Annotated in this window: 18 protein-coding genes; 11 read left to right on the forward strand and 7 right to left on the reverse strand. The window is 63.8% G+C overall.

The window, feature by feature from the left end:
- The first annotated feature begins 40 nt into the window (after positions 1-40).
- The 8 genes from G3A50_RS13625 to G3A50_RS13660 all read left to right on the forward strand — a co-directional run bounded on the left by G3A50_RS13625 (position 41) and on the right by G3A50_RS13660 (position 11,333).
- Entirely contained in the window at positions 41-1,702 is a 1,662-nt protein-coding gene (locus tag G3A50_RS13625; protein ID WP_163075779.1) for an arylsulfatase, read from the forward strand.
- 362 nt (positions 1,703-2,064) lie between these two features.
- A complete protein-coding gene (locus G3A50_RS13630; protein WP_163075780.1) occupies positions 2,065-4,425 on the forward strand; it encodes a HEAT repeat domain-containing protein in 2,361 nt (786 codons plus the stop codon).
- A 254-nt stretch (positions 4,426-4,679) separates the two neighbouring features.
- Complete coding sequence (locus G3A50_RS13635; RefSeq protein ID WP_210255139.1) at positions 4,680-5,660, forward strand: sensor histidine kinase; 981 nt, start codon at positions 4,680-4,682, stop codon at positions 5,658-5,660.
- Positions 5,661-6,410: 750 nt separating this feature from the next.
- On the forward strand, positions 6,411-7,184 hold the full coding sequence (locus G3A50_RS13640) for a COX aromatic rich motif-containing protein (protein WP_163075781.1): 774 nt from the start codon (positions 6,411-6,413) through the stop codon (positions 7,182-7,184).
- Positions 7,181-9,310 carry a cbb3-type cytochrome c oxidase subunit I gene (locus G3A50_RS13645; protein WP_163075782.1) on the forward strand — a complete coding sequence of 710 codons (2,130 nt, stop codon included), beginning with the start codon at positions 7,181-7,183 and terminating at the stop codon, positions 9,308-9,310. The genes G3A50_RS13640 and G3A50_RS13645 overlap by 4 nt, the downstream gene beginning before the upstream one ends.
- Positions 9,307-9,939, forward strand: a complete 633-nt coding sequence (locus G3A50_RS13650; RefSeq protein WP_163075783.1) for a cytochrome c oxidase subunit 3 — start codon at positions 9,307-9,309, stop codon at positions 9,937-9,939. Before G3A50_RS13645 ends, G3A50_RS13650 begins: the two co-directional genes overlap by 4 nt.
- Positions 9,936-10,280 carry a cytochrome o ubiquinol oxidase subunit IV gene (gene cyoD, locus G3A50_RS13655; RefSeq protein ID WP_163075784.1) on the forward strand — a complete coding sequence of 115 codons (345 nt, stop codon included), beginning with the start codon at positions 9,936-9,938 and terminating at the stop codon, positions 10,278-10,280. Before G3A50_RS13650 ends, cyoD begins: the two co-directional genes overlap by 4 nt.
- 342 nt (positions 10,281-10,622) lie before the next feature.
- Positions 10,623-11,333, forward strand: a complete 711-nt coding sequence (locus G3A50_RS13660; protein WP_163075785.1) for a L,D-transpeptidase — start codon at positions 10,623-10,625, stop codon at positions 11,331-11,333.
- 43 nt (positions 11,334-11,376) lie between these two features.
- Here G3A50_RS13660 and G3A50_RS13665 read toward each other — a convergent pair whose 3' ends face one another.
- From G3A50_RS13665 to solA, 5 genes are all read right to left on the reverse strand, one after another.
- Positions 11,377-12,144: an amino acid ABC transporter ATP-binding protein gene (locus G3A50_RS13665; RefSeq protein WP_163075786.1), complete on the reverse strand. Its 768-nt coding sequence runs from the start codon at positions 12,142-12,144 to the stop codon at positions 11,377-11,379.
- 14 nt (positions 12,145-12,158) lie between these two features.
- Positions 12,159-13,016, reverse strand: a complete 858-nt coding sequence (locus G3A50_RS13670; protein ID WP_163075787.1) for an amino acid ABC transporter permease — start codon at positions 13,014-13,016, stop codon at positions 12,159-12,161.
- On the reverse strand, positions 13,013-13,759 hold the full coding sequence (locus tag G3A50_RS13675) for an amino acid ABC transporter permease (RefSeq protein WP_163075788.1): 747 nt from the start codon (positions 13,757-13,759) through the stop codon (positions 13,013-13,015). Before G3A50_RS13675 ends, G3A50_RS13670 begins: the two co-directional genes overlap by 4 nt.
- A gap of 94 nt (positions 13,760-13,853) precedes the next feature.
- Positions 13,854-14,666 (reverse strand): transporter substrate-binding domain-containing protein, encoded by an 813-nt coding sequence (locus G3A50_RS13680; protein WP_163075789.1) that lies wholly within the window; start codon positions 14,664-14,666, stop codon positions 13,854-13,856.
- Positions 14,667-14,759: 93 nt separating this feature from the next.
- On the reverse strand, positions 14,760-15,935 hold the full coding sequence (solA, locus tag G3A50_RS13685) for an N-methyl-L-tryptophan oxidase (protein ID WP_163077647.1): 1,176 nt from the start codon (positions 15,933-15,935) through the stop codon (positions 14,760-14,762).
- Positions 15,936-16,066: 131 nt separating this feature from the next.
- On the opposite strand from solA, the gene G3A50_RS13690 reads away from it, so the two are divergent.
- Entirely contained in the window at positions 16,067-17,032 is a 966-nt protein-coding gene (locus G3A50_RS13690; protein ID WP_163075790.1) for a LysR family transcriptional regulator, read from the forward strand.
- A 456-nt stretch (positions 17,033-17,488) separates the two neighbouring features.
- Here G3A50_RS13690 and G3A50_RS13695 read toward each other — a convergent pair whose 3' ends face one another.
- Positions 17,489-18,394: a LysR family transcriptional regulator gene (locus tag G3A50_RS13695; protein WP_163075791.1), complete on the reverse strand. Its 906-nt coding sequence runs from the start codon at positions 18,392-18,394 to the stop codon at positions 17,489-17,491.
- Between the two features lie 93 nt (positions 18,395-18,487).
- Between G3A50_RS13695 and G3A50_RS13700 the strand changes: the two genes are divergently transcribed.
- Positions 18,488-19,354, forward strand: a complete 867-nt coding sequence (locus tag G3A50_RS13700) for an aldo/keto reductase family oxidoreductase (RefSeq protein ID WP_163075792.1) — start codon at positions 18,488-18,490, stop codon at positions 19,352-19,354.
- A gap of 424 nt (positions 19,355-19,778) precedes the next feature.
- On the opposite strand, the gene G3A50_RS13705 is transcribed toward G3A50_RS13700, so the two are convergent.
- On the reverse strand, positions 19,779-20,495 hold the full coding sequence (locus tag G3A50_RS13705; protein WP_163075793.1) for an SDR family oxidoreductase: 717 nt from the start codon (positions 20,493-20,495) through the stop codon (positions 19,779-19,781).
- A 132-nt stretch (positions 20,496-20,627) separates the two neighbouring features.
- Between G3A50_RS13705 and G3A50_RS13710 the strand changes: the two genes are divergently transcribed.
- Positions 20,628-21,533: a LysR family transcriptional regulator gene (locus G3A50_RS13710; protein WP_163075794.1), complete on the forward strand. Its 906-nt coding sequence runs from the start codon at positions 20,628-20,630 to the stop codon at positions 21,531-21,533.
- Positions 21,534-21,781: the final 248 nt, after the last annotated feature.

Here is a 21,781-nt window from a genome sequence, read left to right on the forward strand (position 1 = left end):
TCAGCTCGACGCATTTCCAATACGCTGTGAGGAGGAGCCTATGGGCCCAACATTCAAACATTCCCTGCGAGCGATCGCCGCGAGCACCCTGCTGGTGCTCGCCGGTGCTGCGCATGCGCAGACCGACGCCCCCGCACCGAAGAAGCCCAACATACTGCTCATCGTCTCCGACGATACCGGCTGGGGCGATCTTGGCGCCTATCTCGGCGGCAAGCGCCGCGGCATGGCCACGCCCAATCTCGATGAACTGGCCGCTGAAGGCATGACCTTCACCAACTTCTATGGCCAGCCGAGCTGCACGCCCGGCCGTGCTGCCATCCAGACCGGCCGTATTCCCAACCGCAGCGGCATGACGACCGTGGCCTTCCAGGGCCAGGGCGGCGGTCTGCCGGCAGCCGAATGGACGCTGGCCTCCGTTCTCAAGGAGGGCGGCTACAAGACCTACTTCACCGGCAAATGGCATCTGGGCGAGGCGGATTACGCGCTGCCGAACGCCCAGGGTTACGACGTCATGAAGTACGCCTTCCTGTACCACCTTAACGCCTACACCTATGGCGATCCCAAGTGGTTCCCGGCCATGAGCCAGGAGCTGCGGGAGATGTTCGAAAAGGTCACAAAGGGGGCTCTGTCGGGCAATGCCGGGGGACCGGTGACGCAGGATTTCAGCGTCAACGGTGAATACGTGAACACGCCGGAAAAGGGCGTGGTCGGCATTCCGTTCCTCGACGAGTATGTCCAGAAGGCCGCGTTCGAATTCCTCGACGATGCTGCCAAGACGCCGGATCGCCCGTTCTTCATCAACGTCAATTTCATGAAGAACCACCAGCCTAACCTGCCGGCGCCCGACTTCATCGGCAAGTCGACCTCCAAGTCCAAATATGCGGACTCGGTGGTCGAGCTCGATACCCGCATCGGCAATGTGCTGAAGAAGCTCGACGAGCTGGGTCTCGCCGACAATACGCTGGTGTTCTACACCGTGGACAACGGCGCGTGGCAGGATGTTTATCCGGATTCCGGCTACACCCCCTTCCGCGGCACAAAGGGCACGGTTCGCGAGGGCGGCAACCTGGTCCCCGCGATGGTTCGCCTCCCCGGCAAGGTGAAGGCCGGCACCAAGAATGACGACATCACCGGCGGCCTCGATCTCATGGCGACCTTCGCCTCGATCGCCGGTGTGCCGCTTCCCACCAAGGACCGCGCTGGCGAGCCGATCATCTTCGACAGTTACGACCTGACGCCGGTCTGGTTCGGCACGGGCGAGGATCCGCGCAAGGCGTGGTTCTACTTCACCGAGAACGAGCTTTCGCCGGGTGCCGCCCGCGTCGGCGCCTTCAAGTATGTCTTCAACCTGCGTGGCGATGACGGCGCGCATACCGGTGGTCTCGCGGTCGACACCAATCTCGGCTGGAAAGGCGCGGAGAAGTATGTGGCTACCGTTCCGCAGGTGTTCAACCTGCTGGACGATCCGCAGGAGCGCTACGACATCTTCATGACCACCTTCACCGAGAGCACCTGGGCGCTGGTTCCGGCCAATGAAGCGATCCAGAAGCTCATGAAGACCTATGTCGAATACCCGCCCCGCAAGCTGCAGAGCGAGAGCTATTCCGGTCCGATCACCCTCACCGGTTATGAGCGCTTCAAGCACGTGCAGGAAGAACTGAAGCAGCAGGGCTTCGCGGTGCCGTTGCCGTCCGGCAACTGATCTCCGACACGCCCGATGACAAACACGGCAGCGGCAGGACATCCTGCCGCTGCTTATGCTATCGCGGCGGCGATTGGTTCACCCCACCATCGCGGCTCTACGCACAGCCTGAATGCGCGCCGGAATAGTCCGGCGCCGCCATCGCCGGTCGTTCCAGCTTCGGCGTTGGTTTGACGCTCTCCACTACGGTTCGTGTCGGCGCAGACGACAACAGGAGCGGCAGCCTCTCCACCTCGCCCGGCCATCGCTATTTCCGGGTTGATGGTGAGAGAGACGACGCGCGGCCCGACGCCTTTCGCTAAAGTGCGACGATCTACGGGCCCAAGGTGCCGCTGGCATGGAATTTCTGATCGATGGACGGCATGGGTCTTAAACCGGCGCTCTCAAGCGCGGTTGCCGCTCTGGTGGCCGGCATCCTCGCGGCGGGCCTGATGGCGATGGCCAGTCTCCTTGCCGGCACGCCTTCAGCGGCCGGCGACAAGGCTGCCGCACTCGGCTCCGGTGACATTGGAGAACTGACGTCCGCGGCGCCTGCCGGCTTTATCGGCTCAGCGGCATGCGCGACCTGCCATGCGGCGGAAACCCGCGACTGGCTGTCTTCCCAACATGCCCATGCCATGGCGCTGGCGACGCCCGAAACCGTGCGCGGCGATTTCAGTGACGTGCGCCTCGAACACAAGGGTTCTTCCGCCCGTTTCTATCGCGACGGCGCGCGTTTCATGGTCGAGACCGAAGGCGCGAACGGGAAGAGGACGGCCTTCGAGGTGACGGATACGTTCGGGGTGCATCCACTCCAGCAGTACCTCGTCACTTTTGCCGATGGCCGGAAGCAGGCCCTGCCTTTCGCCTACGACACACGCGCCAGGGAGCAGGGCGGGCAGCGATGGTTCCCTCTCTATCCGGACGAGATGATCGCCCCCGGCGATCCGCTGCACTGGACCGGCCCGCAACTGAACTGGAATTTCATGTGCGCGGAGTGCCATTCGACGGCGCTGCGCAAGAATTACGACGCGGCCACCGACCGTTTCGACACCCGTTTTTCCGAAATCAGTGTCGGCTGCGAGGCCTGTCACGGGGCCGCGCGCGGGCATGTCGACTGGGCGAAGGGCGCCCGTGACGCCGCCGTTCCACACAAGGGTTTTGCCTCCGTCGCGGCCACGCGCCCGCCGGTGGACTGGGAGATCGATCCCAGGACCGGCAGTCCCGCCCATGGCGTCTCCCGTCCCGCCGGCGACGAGGTCGAGACCTGCGCGCGCTGCCATTCGCGGCGCGGCATCCTTGCGGAGACGTGGGTGCCGGGTCGGCCACTCACGGCAACCCATCTGCCGACGTTTCTCTCCGAAGGGCTCTTCGAAGCCAATGGGGTGATGCAGGATGAGGTGTTCAACGATCATTCCTTCAAGCAGAGCCTGATGTATGCGCGCGGTGTGACCTGTTCGGACTGTCACGCGCCTCACTCGGCGAAGCTTCGCGCGCCCGGCGCCGCCGTGTGCGGGCAGTGCCATCTGCCCGAGCGCTTCGAGGCGACCTCCCATACCGGCCATGTGCCCGGACCGAAGGCTCCGGACTGCATTTCCTGTCACATGCCCGCACGGACCTACATGGTGGTCGACCGCCGGCATGATCACTCCTTCCGCGTTCCCCGACCGGACATTTCTGCGCAACTGGGCACATCGAACACCTGCAACGAATGCCACGCGGATAAACCGGCCAGCTGGGCAGCGGAGGCCATCGAGCGCTGGCATGGGCCGGAACGCAGGGGTTTCCAGAACTGGACCGCAGCCTTTGTCCACGCCCGGCAGGGCGAGCCGGCAGCGCGCGACGAATTAATCGCCCTTGCGAACACCTCATCCGTGCCAGCCATCGTGCGCGCGACGGCCGTTTCGGAACTCCAGGGCTTCCCCTCTATCGACAGCGAGGAAGCCCTGCGCAAGGCGCTCGCCGACCCGGATCCGCTGGTCCGGATCGCCGCCTTGCAAGGGCAGTCGTATCTGCCGCTCGACATGCGGTGGCGTCGCGTTTCGCCGCTGCTCGCGGACCCGGTCGCGGGTGTACGCATAGAGGCAGCGGACCAGCTCGCGGACCAGCCGCTGGCCCCGCTGGCGGCTACCGACCGTGCGAGGCTGGAAGCGGCATGGCGGGAATATGAGGACGCGCAACGCCTGAATGCCGACCGCGCCGACGCTCGGGCTAATCTCGGCAATTTTCTGCTGCGGCGTGGCAATGCGGCAGGCGCGGAAGCCGAGTTCCTCGCGGGGCTGAAGCTTCAGCCCGCCGATACGGCGCTGTCGGTCAATCTGGCGGATCTCTACCGGGTTCAGGGGCGCGAGCGCGAGGCGCAGGAGATCCTGCGCCGGGCCATCGCGGTCCATCCCGACGCTGCGGCACTCCACCATGCGCTCGCGCTCGCGCTTATCCGCCAGCGGAACTATCCCGAGGCCATCAGCGCGCTGGAGCGCGCCGCGCGGCTGGCACCCGACAATCCCCGCTATGCCTATGTTTATGCCGTCGCGCTCAACTCGATGGGGCGCGTCGAGGAAAGCCAGGCGGCCGTAGCCGATGCGCTGCGGCGCGCTCCCAATGACGCCTCACTGCTGACGCTGGCTTTGAACGAGGCGCTGCAGGCCGGCGACATCGCCCGCGCCCGCCCGCTCATTGCCCGGTTGGTACGCCTACGCCCGGACGACGCCGAACTCGCCCGGCTCAACGCGCAGTTGCAGTGAGGCCGCACGTCCTTCGCCGATTGCTTCCGCCGACCGAACAGATCCCGTTCCGACAGGCACATAACGGCCGGCAGATCGACAGCGTCGCTCGCTTCTTTTCGCGAGCTGTGCATAAAGATCGGCAGGCAAACCCGGTGCATCAAATGACGAGTTCCGACGACACGGCATTCTTGGGCAACGGTGAAGGGATGATTGCCGCCGTTCGGGCGTTCAATTGGGCAGCTACCCCTCTAGGGCCTCTTCAGGAGTGGTCCATGTCTTTGAAGACCGCCATCGGAATGGCGCTCAATTCGGGGTTTCCGAAAGCGGTCATCTGCGGACCAGATCTTATTACCATCTACAATGACGCTTTCATTCCGATCCTCGGCCAAAAGCACAACTGTCTGGGCCGCCCGTTCAACGACATCTGGGCCGAGGCGTGGGACGAAATTGCTCCAATGCAACAACTGGCCTACGCAGGGCAATCGACGTTCATCGAAGATTTTCCGTTGATCGTTGATCGCAACGGGCATCCGGTGCAGGCCTATTTTACGTTTTCCTACAGCCCGATCAGAGATGGGACGGGACAGGTCATCGGTATGATGGACACTGTCATTGAAACAACTTCCAGAGTTGTAGCCGAACGCGACATCAAACTGATCAATGCCGAGCTGCAGCACCGAATAAAGAACACGTTCGCCATGGTGTTGGGCATTGCGCGCCAGACATTTCAGGCCGCTGACTCTGTCAGCGGTGCAGAAGAGGCGCTTACCAGGCGGCTGCTTGCCCTCAGCGCGGCCCATGCCTCTCTTGGTCATTTGAGCGGGACGCAGGCGGTCATCGGGCGGGTGATCGAGGATGCACTTGCGCCCTACGCCGTCGAGGCGGGACGCATCAAGCTGGAGGGACCGCCCATCGCGTTGTCGGCCCGGCAGTGCCTTTCGCTGGCGCTTGTGACCAATGAATTGGCCTCCAACGCCTTGAAATATGGGGCCTTGTCGGCAGGTGAGGGGTGTATTTCCGTCCGCTGGACGGCGGGGCGGCCGGGAACGGACGACGCGTTTCAAATTGTCTGGGATGAAACGGGTGGTCCTGATGTCCAGCCATCCGGGCGGGTAGGGTTTGGAACACGCCTCATCCGCGCGCTCGGGCGGGAATTCGGCGGGTCGAGCGACCTGAAGATGCGCCCTGAGGGCATTGTGTTCGAGGTCGCAACGACGATGAAGCATATCGACATCACGGATCAAGGTGAATGACGATGGCTCGGGTCTTCCGAGAATGTAGAAGCGAAGAGTGTGATCGAAACGGACGGAAGAGCCGGTAACGAGCCGCCTCTTCGTGCTTTGACGGCAAGGTTAGGGTCGGCAGAGGCGCGTTGCGACTGTCGCGAGGAGCGCGGTCTCGCACAGCCCGCATTTAACCCTCTTGTGTCCGTCGTCAGATAGATAATTCGAGACAGTTTCCCCATGCGAGGCCCGGATCCAAGGCCAAAAAGGGGCGGCGTCGAGCGGTGGGCGGCCGGCACGGCCGATCGCGGGCCCAAATGGGGCGGCACCGTGATGGCGGTCCTTCTCCGAGGAGCAAGAGGGAAGGGCGTGTGAAGGATTATGCACCCTTACAACACGTGAAATACCAGAGGTTTGGACTGTCTCCGGATGAGGAGGGAGGACGACGGATGTGAAACCCAGCGGACGATATGGTATCTAACGTCGCCCTAGGACGGCCATTCCTCCGCCGTTAAGTTTCCGCAATCCTATTCGGATCACAATGAAATCGGTTCATATTCGTGTTGTTCTACGGGAGGGTGTCGGGCTGATGCCATCATATGGGATGTGCCATGCGGTTCGGCGTGGATCCGTCGTAAGGGGGACAGCGTGAAGTCGAGGGGAATTGTCGGGTTGCTCGCCGCAGCTGTCCCGGGAGCCGCTTCCGCCGGGAGTTTCCTTGAGCCTGCCGGGCCTATCGCATCGGCGCAGCTCTCGCATTTTGGCGTTATCAGCTCTTTGATGCTCATCGTCATCGTGCCGATGTTCGTTGCGTTGCCGATCGTGCTGTTCCGCTACCGCCGGGGCGGCAAAGGTACCTATCGGCCGAACTGGGAGTTCAGCTGGGGTCTTGAGATGCTCATCTGGGGCATCCCGGTGGCTCTCATGGTCATCCTCGGCACGGCGCTTTGGAAGCACACGCTGAAATTCGACCCGTATCGGGCTCTCGGTCCCGAGCCGCTGGTGGTCGAGGTCGTCGCCCTGGATTGGAAATTCCTGTTCCTCTACCCCGAACAGGGGGTGGCAACGCTTGATCTGCTCGCTCTGCCCGAAGGGCGGCCGGTGACGCTGAAATTGACCAGCGGCACGGTGATGCAGTCCTTCATGATTCCCCGCCTTGCCGGTCAGATCTACGCGATGGGAGGGATGCAGACGCAGCTCAACCTTCTGGCCGACGCGAGTGGCGACTTCACCGGGCGCAACACCCAGTACAACGGTCTCGGCTTCGCGACCCAATCCTTCACCACCCGCGTGATGAGCCAGGACGCTTTCAATGGCTGGGTCGAGGCGACGAAGACGCAGGGCGCGGCGCTCGATGCCGCAGGATACGCGAAACTGCTCGAGCCCTCCGTGGTGGACAAGCCGGTACTCTATGGCCAGTTCACTCCGGGCCTTTTTGGCCAGGTGATCGCGAGCTTCGCGCCGGGCATGCCCAAAGGGCCTGCCCATGCGGGAATGGCTATGCCGACAGGCCCCCAACAGAAACATGATCGCATGCCGGAGGCCGGACAATGAGCTGGGAGCTGATATTCGGCCAGCTGAAGTGGAGCTCCCTCGTTTTCACCGGGGCGATCGAAAATCCTTCGCTGAGCGAGTTCATCGCCTCGGGGGCGGGAACCGTCGCCGTGCTGGGCGCTGTCGCCAGCGTCATACTGCTCACGGTCAAGGGGTGGTGGGTCCCGCTGTGGCGGGACTGGCTGACCAGCGTCGACCACAAGAAGGTCGGTATCATGTACATCGTGATCGCGCTGGTGATGTTCGCCCGCGCGGTCATCGAGGCGGCGCTGATGCGCGCCCAGCAGTTGTCCGCCTATGACAGCACCGGCTTCCTGTCCGCGGACCATTTCGGGCAGCTCTTCAGCACCCACGGCACGATCATGATCTTCTTCGTGGCGATGCCCTTCATCACCGGCTTGATGAACTACGTCATGCCGCTGCAGATCGGCGCGCGCGATGTGTCATTTCCTCTGCTCAACGCGATCTCGCTGATGCTGACCCTTGCCGGCGCGATACTGATGATGGTTTCGCTGGTCGTCGGCCAGTTCTCCACCGGCGGCTGGACCGCCTATCCGCCCTTCACCGGCATCCAGTTCAATCCGGGCGAGGGGGTCGACTACTGGATATGGGCGGTGTCGCTGGGCTCGATCGGCTCGACCCTGACGGGCCTCAACTTCGCCGTGACCATCTACAAGAAGCGCTGCCCCGGCATGACGCTGTTCCGCATGCCGCTGTTTACGTGGACGACGCTGTGCACCTCGATCCTGATGATCTTCGCCATGGCGCCGCTTACCGCCGCGACAGCCATGCTTGCCCTCGACCGTTATGCCGGCTTCCACTTCTTCACGAACGGGCAGGGAGGCAACATGATGAACTACGCCAACCTGTTCTGGCTGTTCGGTCATCCTGAGGTCTATATCCTGATCCTGCCGGCCTTCGGCGTCTGGTCCGAGGTGGTCGCCACGTTCTCCAGCAAGCGCATCTATGGCTACACATCGCTGGTCTACGCCACCATGTGCATCGCCGTGCTCTCCTTCGCGGTGTGGCTGCACCACTTCTTCACGATGGGCCAGAGCGCGAATGTGAACGCCTTCTTCGGCATCGCCACGATGGTGATCGGCGTACCAACGGGCGTGAAGGTCTATGATTGGCTGCTGACCATGGTCGGCGGGCGCATCCGCTTCAGCACGCCGATGCTGTTCCACATCAACTTCCTGCTCACCTTCATTCTCGGCGGCATGACGGGCGTGCTGCTCGCCAATCCCAGTGTCGATTTCCAGGTCCACAACACGCTGTTCCTGGTGGCGCACTTCCACAACATGATCATTCCGGGCGTGCTGTTCGGCATGTTCGCGGCAGTGCAGTTCTGGTTTCCAAAAGTATTCGGGTTCCGGCTGCACGAAGGCCTGGGCAGGGCGTCGTTCTGGTGCTTCGCGCCGGGCTTCCTGCTGGCCTTCTTCCCGCTCTACTGGCTGGGCATGATGGGAGCAACACGGCGCACCTATATGTGGGCCGATCCCGACTACCTGCCCTGGTTCGCCCTGGCCATGGCGGGCGCCGCGCTGATCTTGGCGGGCTTCACCCTGATGGTCGTGCAGATCGTCGTATCGGTTCGCCGGCGCGCGCAACTGGCCGCGCCGCTGGGCGATCCCTGGGACGGCCGCACGCTGGAATGGGCAATTCCCTCACCGACGCCGGAATGGAACTTCGCCGTGATCCCGCAGGTGGTATCGCGCGATGCCTTCTACGAGGCGAAGAAAGCCGGCCACGCCTACCGTTCGCCGGTGGCCTATGAGGATATCGAGGTTCCACGCAACACGGCGACGGCGCCACTCATCGGCCTGTTCGCCTGTGCATGGGCATTCGGTCTGGTCTGGCACATCTGGTGGCTGGTTGCGGTCTCGTTCCTGATGATGTGGGCGGTGGTCATCGTCCGTTCCTTCGAGACCGACACCACCGAGACCATACCCGCCGAAGCGGTGAAGGCCGCAAACGAAGCGTTCCTCGCCGCCGCGCGCGCCGCGCCGGGTGTGTCGCGCGAACGGGAAATGACATCCGACAACCGGGGCAAGGCCCTCCCGGAAGGATTGGAAAGCCTCTCCGGCCCCGTCTCTTCCGGCGCTGCCGTGGAGGTCCTGTCATGAGCGTATCCGAGCGCCTGCATCCCGGACTGAATCTCGCTGGCACCGATCCAGAAGCCCATGAAGCGGCCGAAGAGGTCATGTTCGGCTTCTGGATCTTCCTGATGAGCGATCTGGTGCTGTTCGCAGTGCTGTTCGCGACCTATGCGGCGATGAGCGTCCAGGGCATCGCCGATGGTCCCAGGCCCGCGGAGGTCTTCGACCTGACCGCGGCATTCGTGGAAACGCTGCTGTTGCTGCTTTCCAGCTTCGCCTTCGGTTTCGCCATGCTGGCGATGAAGTATCGCGAAAGCGGGCGCGGCGTACTGGCATGGCTCCTCGTCACCGGCGTGCTCGGTGCCGCCTTCGTCGGCATGGAGCTGCACGACTATTACGTCATGGTCACCGCGCATGGCGCGCCTCCGCAGGCGAGCGGCTTCCTGTCGGCCTATTATCTGCTGACCGGCACCCACGCGCTGCACGTGTCGTCCGGGCTGGTGTGGATGGCGGTCATGGCCGTTCAGATCTCGGTGATGGGCCTGAACACGACGGTGAAGCTCCGGCTGATGCGCCTGGCGCTATTCTGGCACATGCTCGACGTGGTCTGGATCGCCATATTCACCTTTGTCTACCTGTTCGGGGTCGTGTCATGAGCAACCAGGTTCCCGCTGACATGCCAGCGAGCGAGTATGAGGATGAGGGGCGAGAGCGGCTCAGCTATATGGTCGGGCTTGGCCTTGCCTTGCTTCTGACGGGCGCGGCGTTCGCTCTGGTGTGGTTCGAACTTCTCAAGGGCGGCGCCGCCCTCGCCGCGCTGGGGCTGCTCGCCTTCATTCAGGCGCTGGTGCACCTGCGCTACTTCCTGCACATAGACCTTGCCAGATCGCATCGCGACGATCTGAAGCTGATCCTGTTCACGGTACTGATCCTGCTGCTGATGGTGTCAGGCACCATCTGGATTCTCTACGATCAGCACATCCGCATGATGCCTTGACGAACGGAGCCGTCGTCGCGCACGTGACGACCGAGGCCTGTGCCGACAACCGCCGCGGCTCTTGAACGCGCGCGCCGTCGCGTCCGGTGCGCGCAGTCTGGGCGAGGACGTGTCTGTCATCCCGCACGTCTTAGTCCGTCCTTACAGGAGCTGGAGATCGCGGCGGACCCGGGGTGGTCCCGTTGCAACGCCGTTTCGTACCCCGGCGGCCTTACGCTGAGGCAGATGTTGAAGGCGCTACCCAGGAGCCGACATCAGGGGTAATGAGTTTGTCAGTGGGACCATAGGCCAGCAAACTCGTGTCAGCAGGTTCGCCTGCGGGCAGCAAGGAAATCCATAATCATGTTCATGGACGGTGCAGATGCCGATGCCGCCAGGGTGAACGATATCGCTCTGTCCGGGCGACGGACGGGGCTGCTCAATCGGCGGTCGTTTCTGGTCGGTTCGGCCGTCGGTCTCGGCGCGCTGGGACTGACCGGTTGCGCGACGCTCGACGGCATGAGCCTCGCGGACGCGAAGAAACTGTACGGGCCAATGCCCGATGAAAAATTCCCGATCCCGGCTGTCGATGTCGCCAAGGTCGACCGGAAATATTATCGCCGCACCGTCCGGTACGACACCACGGAAGAGCCCGGCACGATAATCGTCGATCCCAGTAACTACTACGTCTACCGCGTCGAGGACGACGGAGCCGCCACTCGCTATGGCGCCAATGTCGGCCGCGAGGGGTTCCTGTGGAGCGGAGACGCCTATGTCGGGCGCAAAAGCGAGTGGGCGACCTGGACACCGCCCAAGGAGATGATCAAGCGCCAGCCGGAGGCTGCACAATACGCCGGCGGCATGCCGGGCGGCCTCGACAATCCGCTCGGTGCCCGAACGCTCCATCTCTATCAGAATGGCGTTTACACGCTCTATACGATCTACGCGACCAGCGATCCTGAATCGATCGGCTCAGGCGTTACCAGCGGTTGTGTTGGCCTGCTCAGCCAGGACATGATCGACCTTTATGATCGCACCCCGGTCAAGACCAAGGTGATAGTCCTGCCAGCATAGCCGCGGTCCGCCGCCGACCCGGCGACGCTGCGCCCGTCAGTCATCACAACACCTGGGACAGGAATTCTCGGGTGCGCGGATCGCTTGGTGCGCTGAAGAAGGTGTCGGGCGGCCCGTGCTCCACGATGACGCCGCGGTCGGTGAAGTAGATGTGGTCAGCAATGTCGCGGGCGAAATTCATCTCGTGGGTCACGAGCAGGCAGGTCATGCCGTCCTCGGCAAGCTCGCGGATGGCGAGAAGCACCTCCTTCACCGTCTCCGGATCGAGCGCGGCGGTGACCTCATCGAACAGCATCACGTCGGGCAGCATGGCGAGCGAGCGGGCGATGGCGACGCGCTGCTGCTGGCCGCCGGACAGCTCGCCCGGATAGCTGTGCTCCTTGCCGACGAGCCGGACCTTCTTCAGCAGGGCGCGGGCGCGCTCCTCGACCTCGCGCTTGTCCTGATGAAGCACGTGGATCGGGGCCATCATCACATTCTGCAGGGCGGTCTTGTGGGGAAACAGATTGTACTGTTGGAAAACCATGCCGACCTTGCGGCGTAGCGCGAGTTTGTCGAGCTGCGGGTCCGACACTTCGATATTCTCGACGCGGATCGTTCCCGAGGTCAGGGGCACCAGAGCGTTGATGCAGCGGATCAGCGTCGACTTGCCCGAGCCTGACGGGCCGATGATGCAGACCACTTCGCCCTTTTTCACGTCGAAACTGACGCCCTTCAGCACCTCGAACGTGCCGAAGGATTTATGGACGTCGATCAGCTGAATGATGGGCTGGTCGGGGGTCCAGGGGCGGGTATCTGTCGCAACGGCCATACGCGAATGGTCTCTCACCGGATGTGGAATCGACGTTCGAGCCGGGCAGTGAACCGGTCGATCGGGTAGCAGTATAGGAAGAAACAGAGCAGGGCGAAGCCATAGAGCGGCGCGAAAAGTTCCGGCCGGCCGCCCTCGGCGGTGTGGACCTGGGCCGTGAGCGTCAGCATCTCGGAGACGCCGACGATCGAGGCCTGGACGGTCGCCATGGTGACGAGCGAATAGAGGTTCATCCACGGCGGCAGCATGCGCTGCACGCATTGGGGAAGAATGATCCGCCACATGGTCTGGCGCGGCGTGAAGGCGAGCGATTCCGCGGCTTCCCATTGCGTCGAGGGCACGGAGCGTACGGCGCCACGGACGATCTCAGCGACGTTCGCCATCACCGGCAGGGAAAAGCCAACGGTTGCCTTGGCCCAGTCCGGCAAAGGGATCTTGATGCCGAAAACCGTGATCTGGAACGGCACGAGGAACATCACGAAGAACAGCAGGACAAGCCATGGCGCATTGCGGAAGAACTGTGTGAGCGCCCAGGCGCTGCGGGCGATGAGCGGCTTCTCGGACAGCATGCTGAGGCCAACCCCAAGGCCGGCGGCAGTGCCGAGTGCCATCGCAACCATTGAGATCACGATGTTGAACGCGAAACCGGACAGCAGCAGCGGCGCCCATTTGATGATGACCTCAAGCGGAGACAACTGAGCCGCATCCGCCTGAGCCCAGGCCGTCCCCGCAAGCAGGGCGAGGCCCGCACCGAACAGCAGGGCATGGACCGGTGCCAGACGAGGCACGGACAACCGGGTGGGCTCGATCCGGAACGGTAACAGCACTGGCAGCGGCGAGTTTGCGCCCGTTTCCGTTGTCTTCGTGCTCATCGGCCATACCCCGGGATGCGCAGGGCTTTCTCCCAGCGGTGCATGATCCAGACCAGCAGGCCCACGAGGACGCCGTAGGTGACGAACAGCACCAGCATCATCTCGAACACGTTCTGCGACTCCGACCAGATTTGCTTCACGGCGTAGAGTGTCTCCGGCACGGCGATCGCATAGGCGAGGGTCGTGGTTTTGAGCAGGTTGACGAGGTTGTTGTTGAGAGCCGGCAGACACACCCGCAAAGCCAGTGGCAGGATCACATAGACGTAGGCCCTGAGCCGCGTATAGCCGAGCGCTTCCGCAGCCTCCACGGTGGTCTTGGGCACGGCTTCGACGCCGGACCGGAAGATCTCGATATTGAAAGCGCCCGCGAAGAGCGAGAGCGCGATGATGGCCCACTCCACATTGTCGATGAAAGGCTGGCGTAGCCCGAACTGGTCCTGGCCCGCGGGAAGCATGGCCCCCACGCCGAAATAGAAGAAGAAGATCTGGACCAGCGGCGGGGTGTTGCGGAATACGACGACGTAGACGTTGACCACACTGCGGACGATGCGCGAGGGGGCGGTTTGCAGGAGCGCGCCCACCGCGCCGATCAACAGGCTGACCAGGATGGTCGTCACCGCGAGCAGACAGGTCATCCTCAGACCGTCAACATAGCGGTGCCAGTCGTAAGGGTCGTAGAAGACCGTGAAGTTGAGGCCCGTCGTTTCGTAGAGTTCTTGGAACCAGGCGGGTATGACGTCCATCGCGCTATCCGGTTGGCGATCCGTGTAAGGCGCGCCGTCTCAAAACGTCAAAAGAACGCGGCCGATCCGATAAAGGATCGGCCGCGCTATGCGATCAGTTCGTCGAGTTCTTCATCTTCTCATACATGGCCTTCGAGTACTCCGTCGGCTCGATACCGAACTTCTTCTCCTCGGAGACGATGAAGCCGGTCTTCATCCAATCCTTGGTGACGTCCTCGAGGTATTTCATGAGGCTTTCGTTGCCGGTGGCAACGGCCATGATCCACGGGGCATCCAGAATGCCCTTCAGCGGCATCTCGTAGTCGGCGCTCCACGCGTCATCGAGCAGCTTGCCCTGAATGAACGTCTGATCATAGACGTAACCGACGCAGTTGCCCTGCTTGAGTGCGAACAGCGGCTTCTCGGAACCGTCGAACGCGACGATCTCGGTTCCGTAGGTCTGGGCGACCTCCTTGTTGTACCAGGCGCCCGAAGTGGCGCAGAGCGGCTTGCCCTTGAGCTCGGCCCAGGTCTTCACGCCAGCCTTCTTCGGCAGCAGCACGTTGACGAAGTCGGAATAGTAGGGCGGGTCGATCGCCTGCACGACCTTCCGGCGCTCGGGCTTGTCCGACATGGTCGCAATCAGCATGTCGACCTTGCCCTGCTGCAGGAACTCGATGCGGTTCGACGAGACGACCGGCACCAGTTCGAGCTTCACTCCGAGTCGTTTGGCGACATCTGCCGCAAGATCCGGCTCAATGCCGACCACGGCACCCGACGGGTCGCGGAAGCCGAAGGGCTTGTAGTCAGCCTTCACGCCGACAACCAGCGTGCCCCGCTGCTTGATGGCGTCGACGCCATCCGCCGCCTGTGCGGCGAATGGCACAAGCACGCCGGCCAGGAAAAGGGCGATCATCGATTTGCGCATGCGGAGAAACCTTTCATACAGGTCGGGATCGCTGGTCCCGTTTTCAGGTGATCGCAACCGGCGAAAGCGAGCCGCCGGACGCCTATTAGTGGGTCATGTAGAGCTCACTTGGAAGCGGGTAAGCGAAAAGGGGGCCAAGTCGAAGGTGCTGGGTAGGCCCAACACCGCTTCCGCCACGGCCTGGCCGATGCCGGCGGAGTGCTTGAAACCGTGGCCGGAGCAGGCGGAGACCACCATCACACGGTCCTGCTGTGGATGGCGGTCGATGATGAAGCCGTTGTCGGGGGTGACGGTGTAGAGGCACGCTGCCGCCTGGGCGACCTCAGCCGTCACACCGGCGACGCGGCCGGCGACGTGCGCCTGCCACATCTCGGCGGATTCGGCGGGAGATACCTCCCGATCAAGAGTCTCGGCCGTCGTCGTAGCTCGATACTGTTCGCTCGCCACCTTGAACCGGTCGTCGCCGGGCAGCGGGGGGAAGCCGTAGAAGTAATCCTCGTCGCCCGCGCCGTGCATCCAGATGAACACCGGGGCTCCGGTGTGCGGTACAGGATCTTCCAGCCGGAACCAGTGCAGCACCTGCCGGCTCACCGTGAGCAGCCGGTCGAACGGCGGGCCGAGCAGCGGCGCCGTCCAGGCGCCGGCCGCTACCACGACCTGATCCGCGACGATCTCGTCCCCGCCGACGCTGATGTGGACCCCATCACCCTCCTGCCGGATCGATGTGACTTCCGCGCCGAGCCGGAGGCGGGCACCCAGGGCTTGCGCCTGGTCCCGCTGGACCGCGATGCAGCGCTCTGGCCGCACATAGCCGCCACCCGGCTCGTAATAGATCTTGTCGTCGCTCGAAATGCCTTCCAGTTGCGGAAACCGTCGACGCGCTTCGGCCCCGTCGAGGACCTCATGGGCAATGCCGAACGCCCGTGCCATTTCGATCGAGCGTGCCGCGAAATCCGGCTTGCCGTGATGGGAAGACACGCCTGAGCCCGGAGCGATGACAAGCGCGCCGCATTCCTCCAACAGGGTTTCGCCGGACGCCGCCTCAAGTTCCCGCCAGATCGAATGCGAAGCAAGAACGAAAGGCACATAGTCGCGGCCTTCGCCGACCGCCTGACGGGTGATTCGCGTTTCGCCGTGGCTGGAGCCGAGTTCATGCGGCGGCTCGAAGCGATCGATTCCGATCACGTCGATGCCGCGCCGCGCCAGCTGGTAGAGCGTTGCCATGCCCATGGCACCAAGACCGACGACGGCAAGCTGCGTCCGCTCCACGGCTCTAATGCCCTTTATCTGCACAAAACGAGGTCATGTCTCAAAAGCGATCACGCCACGGTGCCGGGGTCAACCAAAATGCGGTATATTCAGCGTATCTGCAAAGAATCATTAGTTATGGTGATAATGTTGTGGGCGAGCTCGATTTGCAGACATTCCGCCTTGTCGCCGCGGTCGCGGAGACGGGCAGTGTGACCGCCGCGGCCGAGCGCGCCGGCGTCACCCAGTCGGCTGTCTCGCAGGCTCTGAGGCGTGCGGAAGCGCTCATCGGAGCGCCATTGTTCGACCGCAGCCGGCGGCCGCTCACGCCAACCCATGTCGGGCGAATGGTTGCCAGTCGAGCGGATGAACTCGCACGCGCGGCCGAGCGACTGCTGGCGGATGCGCGGGCTGCCGCCGAACGGCCGGGGCGCATTGATTTGCGCATCGGCCTTGTCGATTCACTGGCCGGCACCATCGGCGCGCGTATCGTGAGGGAACTCGCCGACGGGGCCCTTGCCCTGACCGTGACCGCGTGGTCGGGCCTCGCCTTTTCCCATACACGGGCCCTGATGCGTCACGACATCGATGCCGCACTGACCTGCGATCCGATGGAGGGGCTGGGCAGTGTCGAGCGGATCGTGATTTTTCGAGAGCCCTATGTGCTCATCATCCCGCGCACCGAGATCGATGCGGTGCGCGGCAACGATCTGCAGGCCGTCCTCGAACGCTATCGGCTGGTGCGCCACAGCGCTCGCTCCTATGCCGGCCAGCATATTGAACGGCATCTCGGCCGGATGGGGCTTCGGCCGCCACGGGCGTTCGAATTCGACACCTCGGACGCTCTTGTCGCCATGGTCGCTACCGGGATGGGCGTCGCCATCACCACGCCGCTCTGCATATTACAGGGGGCGGCGCATGCCGCAGGCGTCGCGGCACTGCCGCTGCCGGGCACCGCCTTCTCGCGCGAACTGCTGCTGACGACGCGACGCGGCGACTTTGACGATCTGGCACCGCGTATCGCGGAAGTCGCGCGCAGCATGGCGCTGCTCCACGCCCTCCCGCCGATGCTCGCAATAGCGCCCTGGCTGACGCCTGAAGCGCTGGCGCTCGGCTGAGGCGTTGGCGGCATCCCGCGAGCAGGCCCCGGTCCCTTCACACCGGAAATCGAACAGGCGGCTGTTATGAGCCTGCGCCCGGCGTGGTGTTCCGCGAACGGCCAGGGCCGAGTAGCCCACGGCGGAATGGGATCGGTACTGCTTGCAGATTGTATCGATAGATCGCGGAAGGAGCGTGGCACCCTCCTCGAAGCCGCGAAGCGCCTGCCGATAGACGGGCGGACCGAGATGTGAATGCCCGCTCAGCCGCCGCCGCCCGCGAGAAATGGCTGCTTGTTCACGGCACGGATCAGAATAGGGGGCGGGGTCGGCGAGACGATCGATGCCATTGTCCGCCCCATCCTTGCAAGGCGCGCGCTGTTTGCTCCGATGCAAGATGCCCGATGGCGGACAGCACTGGCGGCGGACGCTAGGTTCTGGCGCGAAATCATGCACACGCCGTTGCTTCGTTTCGCCTCATGAGGACGGCCGCGCGCGAATGAAGTCGATGAACGCGCGAAGCGGCGGAGGTACCAGCCGCCGCCCTGAATAGTAGAGGAAAGGCCCGGGGAAGCTTGGCCACCAGTCGGGGAGAACCGGCTCCAGCGCGCCGCTTTTCAGGAGCGGCGCGAGCCAGGCTTCGAAGAGATAGATGATGCCCGTACCCGCGATCGCCGCTTCGACCGCAAGGTCGATCGCAGGCCCTAAATTGACGATCAGCGGGCCATCCCCCTCGATCATCACGGTCTCCCGCTCGCGCTCGAACTCCCAGGCGGGGGACGCGCCGCTCGAGAAGCGTCCGCGAAGGCAGGCGTGGTCCAGCAGGTCACGCGGATGGCCGGGGCGCCCTCGGGCGTCCAGATAGGCGGGCGCGGCGGCGCAGGCAAAACGCTGGATACGCGGACCGATCGGGACGGCGATCATGTCCTGTTCGAGCCGCTCGTCATACCGGATGCCGGCATCGGCTCCGGCGGCCAGCACGTCCACGAAGCTGTCCTCCGCCGTGATCTCCAGCCGGATCTGCGGATAGGCCGCCAGGAAAGCCGGCACGAGATCAGGCAAGATGAGACGCGCCGCACTCACCGGCACGTTCAGCCGCAAGGTCCCGGCTGGTTCATCGCCAACGCGCCCGACCCCCGACAGGGCGGCGTCCACCTCGCTGAGGGCCGGCTCCAGTCGGGCCATCAGCCGGGCTCCGGCCTCTGTCAGGCTGATGCTTCGCGTCGTCCGATGCAGGAGGCGCGCGCCAAGTCGCCCTTCAAGCCGTCTCACCGCATCGCTGAGAGCCGACGCGCTTGTGCCCTCGATCCGGGCCGCGTTGCGGAATCCACGCGCCCGCGCAACCGCGATAAAGGCGTTCACGTCCGCCAGATTGTGCGCCATTGTTCGCCATTCCGCACAGGTCGTTCGGATTGTGGACGATTATCGTCCACCGCCGCAAGGATTAGATGTCTCGCGTCCTCAAGGAGAACGATCATGACAACCCCCACCTATTCCTTCGCTGGCCGGACGGTGAATCGTCTGGGCTACGGCGCCATGCAGCTGGCCGGTCCCGGCGTGTTCGGCCCTCCAAGGGATCGTGCCGAAGCCCTCGCCGTCCTGCGCGCCGCGCGCGACGCCGGCGTCAATCACATCGACACCAGTGACTTCTACGGCCCGCACGTCACCAACCAGCTGATCAGGGAGGCGCTTCATCCCTACCCGTCGGACCTGCTCATCGTGACCAAGGTCGGCGCCGTTCGCGGGCCGAACGCCGAGTGGCTGCCGGCCTTCTCACCCCAGGCCCTCGCGACCGCAGTCCACGATAACCTGAAGAACCTGGGCACGGATGTCCTGGATGTGGTCAACCTGCGTGTCATGTTCGACATCCACGAGCCCGCCGAAGGGTCGATCGAAGCACCATTGACGGCACTGGCCGAGCTGCAGCAACAGGGATTGATCAGACATATCGGCCTCAGCAATGTCACGCCCACGCAATATGCGCAGGGAACCGCCATCGTTCCGATCGCCGGCGTGCAGAACCAGTACAACCTGGCCCACAGAAGCGACGACGCCTTCATCGACCAGCTGGCCGCCGAGGGCGTCGCCTATGTGCCCTTCTTCCCCTTGGGTGGCTTCTCGCCGCTCCAGTCCCACGCCCTGACGCAGGTCGCGACCGAACTCGGCGCCAGCCCCATGCAGGTCGCCCTCGCCTGGCTGCTGCGCCGCTCGCCCAACATCCTCCTCATCCCGGGCACCTCATCGAGCGCCCACCTCGCCGAGAACCTCGCGGCGTCCCGCCTCGATATCCCCGCCGCCGCCATGGAGATCCTGGACGCCATCGACGGCCCGGCAATGCGCTGATCGCCGGCGAAGGCGGCGCTGTCCTCCTTAGACTGGCTCCCCTCGAAAGTGGTCCTCCGCGAAGGAGGGGTCGGGTCTTTGGAGGATGGCGCGATGGCGCAGAAGAAGCGGAAGGCGGAGGAGATCGTCGCGGTGCTTCGGCAGCTAGGGTTCGGGTGCCGAAGCCATCCGGGCGACGCCGTTCACGGATTACCGCTGGCGCAGAGAGTTCGGCGGGCGGAAGAGCGACTAGGTCGAGCGGCTGAAGGCACTCGAAAAGACGAGTTCATGCGGGAGTGTCTGGCGAACCGCATCGACCGCAGGCTCAACGCGGCCACGGTCATTGACGGCCTGACGGAACTGATCGTGCTGTCGAGCCGGCACGGCCTTTGCCGCGCCGGCCGCGCTACGGCGCCGTGGAGCGGCGTTCATCGTCCAGCGATGCTCACCATGGCACGGTATGTCCCTTGCGATCGAGATAACGGAGGCCGGGCTTGCCCCGCTGCGAGAGAAGTGTGGCGACGATCTGCGGCACGGTCTCTTCCACGGTGTAGGGCGCATCGGGTCCGCCGAGCCCGGTGCGGATCCAGCCCGGCGCCATCAGGACCAGGGCGCGTGGTTCGCCTGCGTGGCGGGCGGCGTAGCTGCGCATGTACTGGTTCAGCGCCGCCTTGGAGCCTCGATAGACCTCGTGACCGCCCTTGATGTTGTTGGCGACGCTGCCCTGTCCCGAAGACATGATGCCGATCATTCCAGTCGGCAAGACGATAGCCTGCAAGGCTTCCACGACCCGCATCGGGCTCAGCGCATTGGTGACCATCACGCGGGTGAACTCCTCGGTCGAGACCTCTGCGATGGTCTCGGCCTGATCGGCGTTGGCCGTCCCGGCGTTCACGAAGAGGATGTCGATGCCGCGCCCGGAAAGGCGTCGACGCAGAGCGGCAACCTCGTGCGGTTGGGTGATGTCGAGGGGCTCGATTTCAACGCGGCCGGGATGAGCCAGCGCCAGGGCGTGCAGCGGCGTCCGGTCCGTCCCGCGCACCGTGGCGATGACCACCCAACCCCGTGCCGCGAATTCAGCCGCCATGGCATAGCCGAGGCCACGTGACGCGCCAACGAGCAGGAGGGTTCCCGCGGATGTGCTGAGATCAGTTTGGGTCATGACGGCGCCTTTCCTTTTCAACTTCCAAAAGGAAAATGAGCGCGATCCGGTGAGTGCACCAGACGCACAGAATGCAAACTATTGTTGCGTCGGACGCTATGTATTATCCTCCCGGCGGTCTAAAGTCCGGGGATGGATGTTGCTGATCTCAACCTGCTCCCCGCATTGGACGCGCTCCTCTCCGAGGGGAGCGTGACGCGCGCGGCCCGGCGCCTTGGCCTCAGCGCTTCGGCCATGAGCCGGACCCTGGCACGACTGAGGGCCGCGACCGGCGATCCGCTGCTCGTGCGCGCCGGTCGAGGGCTGGTGCCGACACCGCACGCGCTTGCGTTGCGCGACCGGGTGCACGCGCTTACCCAAGAGGTGCAGGGAGTTCTGCGCCCGACGGATGATCGCCTTGACCTCGCCACGCTCGACCGAACCTTCACCATTCGCGCCAATGAAGGGTTCATTCGGCTGTTCTCCGCGGCTCTGGTCAGTGCCGTCCTCGACGCGGCTCCACGCGCGCGGCTGCGCTTTGTGGCCAAGCCGGTGAAGGATGCAGGACCTCTTCGGGAGGGCGCCGTCGACATCGAGATTGGGGTGCTGGGCGACTTCGCGCCTGAAGTGCGCACCTGCCTCCTCTTTCGGGACCATTTCTTGGCCGTCGTGCGAGCAGGGCACCCGCTGGTGACAGCTCCGATGACGCCGGAGCGCTATGCCGCGGCCAGGCATGTGGTGGTCTCGCGCAAGGGCAGCTTTACCGGGCCGGTCGACGAGGGGCTGGCGGCGCTCGGGCTCCGTCGCGAAATCGTCGCTGTCGTGCCAGGCTTTCCGGATGCCGTGCGCATTGCCCGTCACTCCGATCTCGTTGCCCTCATACCTCGCTCATGCCTGGGTGACACCTCGCTCATGGAGGGCTGCGTCAGCTTCGAGTTTCCGGTCGCCACGCCCGACATCGTCGTCTCGGCGATGTGGCATCCCCGCATGGAGGCGGACCCGGCGCACCGATGGCTACGAAACGTCCTTATGTCGGTCTGCCGTCCGCCAACGGTTTGACGGGGACGCGCGTGGGCAATGTCGCCTTGGGTCCGGTAGCGATAGCGACGATGCCGGCCCGAAAGGAATGTCGGCGCCGACCGAGACTCCAGCCATCTTCAAAATACATGATGAAAATTAGATGATTGAGTCAATATAAATGTATTGGCTCATAGCGGATAGGGTATCCGCAGTACTATGTATAGTGTTAGTTCACTTCGTTTCATCAATTCGTTTAGATGTCGGGCTGTTTCTCCGCGCTATGTTGC

Origin of the sequence: Ancylobacter pratisalsi (assembly GCF_010669125.1) — a bacterium.
Taxonomy (GTDB): Bacteria; Pseudomonadota; Alphaproteobacteria; order Rhizobiales; family Xanthobacteraceae; genus Ancylobacter; species Ancylobacter pratisalsi.

Excerpts from the sequence above, each read along its gene's own strand:
- G3A50_RS13640 (WP_163075781.1), top strand. The coding sequence starts at position 6,411 with ATGCTCATCGTCATCGTGCCGATGTTCGTTGCGTTGCCGATCGTGCTG.
- G3A50_RS13645 (WP_163075782.1), top strand. The coding sequence starts at position 7,181 with ATGAGCTGGGAGCTGATATTCGGCCAGCTGAAGTGGAGCTCCCTCGTT.
- G3A50_RS13700 (WP_163075792.1), top strand. The coding sequence starts at position 18,488 with ATGACAACCCCCACCTATTCCTTCGCTGGCCGGACGGTGAATCGTCTG.
- G3A50_RS13710 (WP_163075794.1), top strand. The coding sequence starts at position 20,628 with ATGGATGTTGCTGATCTCAACCTGCTCCCCGCATTGGACGCGCTCCTC.
- G3A50_RS13670 (WP_163075787.1), bottom strand. The coding sequence starts at position 13,016 with ATGAGCACGAAGACAACGGAAACGGGCGCAAACTCGCCGCTGCCAGTG.
- G3A50_RS13680 (WP_163075789.1), bottom strand. The coding sequence starts at position 14,666 with ATGCGCAAATCGATGATCGCCCTTTTCCTGGCCGGCGTGCTTGTGCCA.
- G3A50_RS13705 (WP_163075793.1), bottom strand. The coding sequence starts at position 20,495 with ATGACCCAAACTGATCTCAGCACATCCGCGGGAACCCTCCTGCTCGTT.
- G3A50_RS13650 (WP_163075783.1), top strand. The coding sequence starts at position 9,307 with ATGAGCGTATCCGAGCGCCTGCATCCCGGACTGAATCTCGCTGGCACC.
- G3A50_RS13665 (WP_163075786.1), bottom strand. The coding sequence starts at position 12,144 with ATGGCCGTTGCGACAGATACCCGCCCCTGGACCCCCGACCAGCCCATC.
- G3A50_RS13675 (WP_163075788.1), bottom strand. The coding sequence starts at position 13,759 with ATGGACGTCATACCCGCCTGGTTCCAAGAACTCTACGAAACGACGGGC.
- cyoD (WP_163075784.1), top strand. The coding sequence starts at position 9,936 with ATGAGCAACCAGGTTCCCGCTGACATGCCAGCGAGCGAGTATGAGGAT.
- G3A50_RS13630 (WP_163075780.1), top strand. The coding sequence starts at position 2,065 with ATGGGTCTTAAACCGGCGCTCTCAAGCGCGGTTGCCGCTCTGGTGGCC.
- G3A50_RS13660 (WP_163075785.1), top strand. The coding sequence starts at position 10,623 with ATGTTCATGGACGGTGCAGATGCCGATGCCGCCAGGGTGAACGATATC.
- G3A50_RS13625 (WP_163075779.1), top strand. The coding sequence starts at position 41 with ATGGGCCCAACATTCAAACATTCCCTGCGAGCGATCGCCGCGAGCACC.
- G3A50_RS13635 (WP_210255139.1), top strand. The coding sequence starts at position 4,680 with ATGTCTTTGAAGACCGCCATCGGAATGGCGCTCAATTCGGGGTTTCCG.
- G3A50_RS13695 (WP_163075791.1), bottom strand. The coding sequence starts at position 18,394 with ATGGCGCACAATCTGGCGGACGTGAACGCCTTTATCGCGGTTGCGCGG.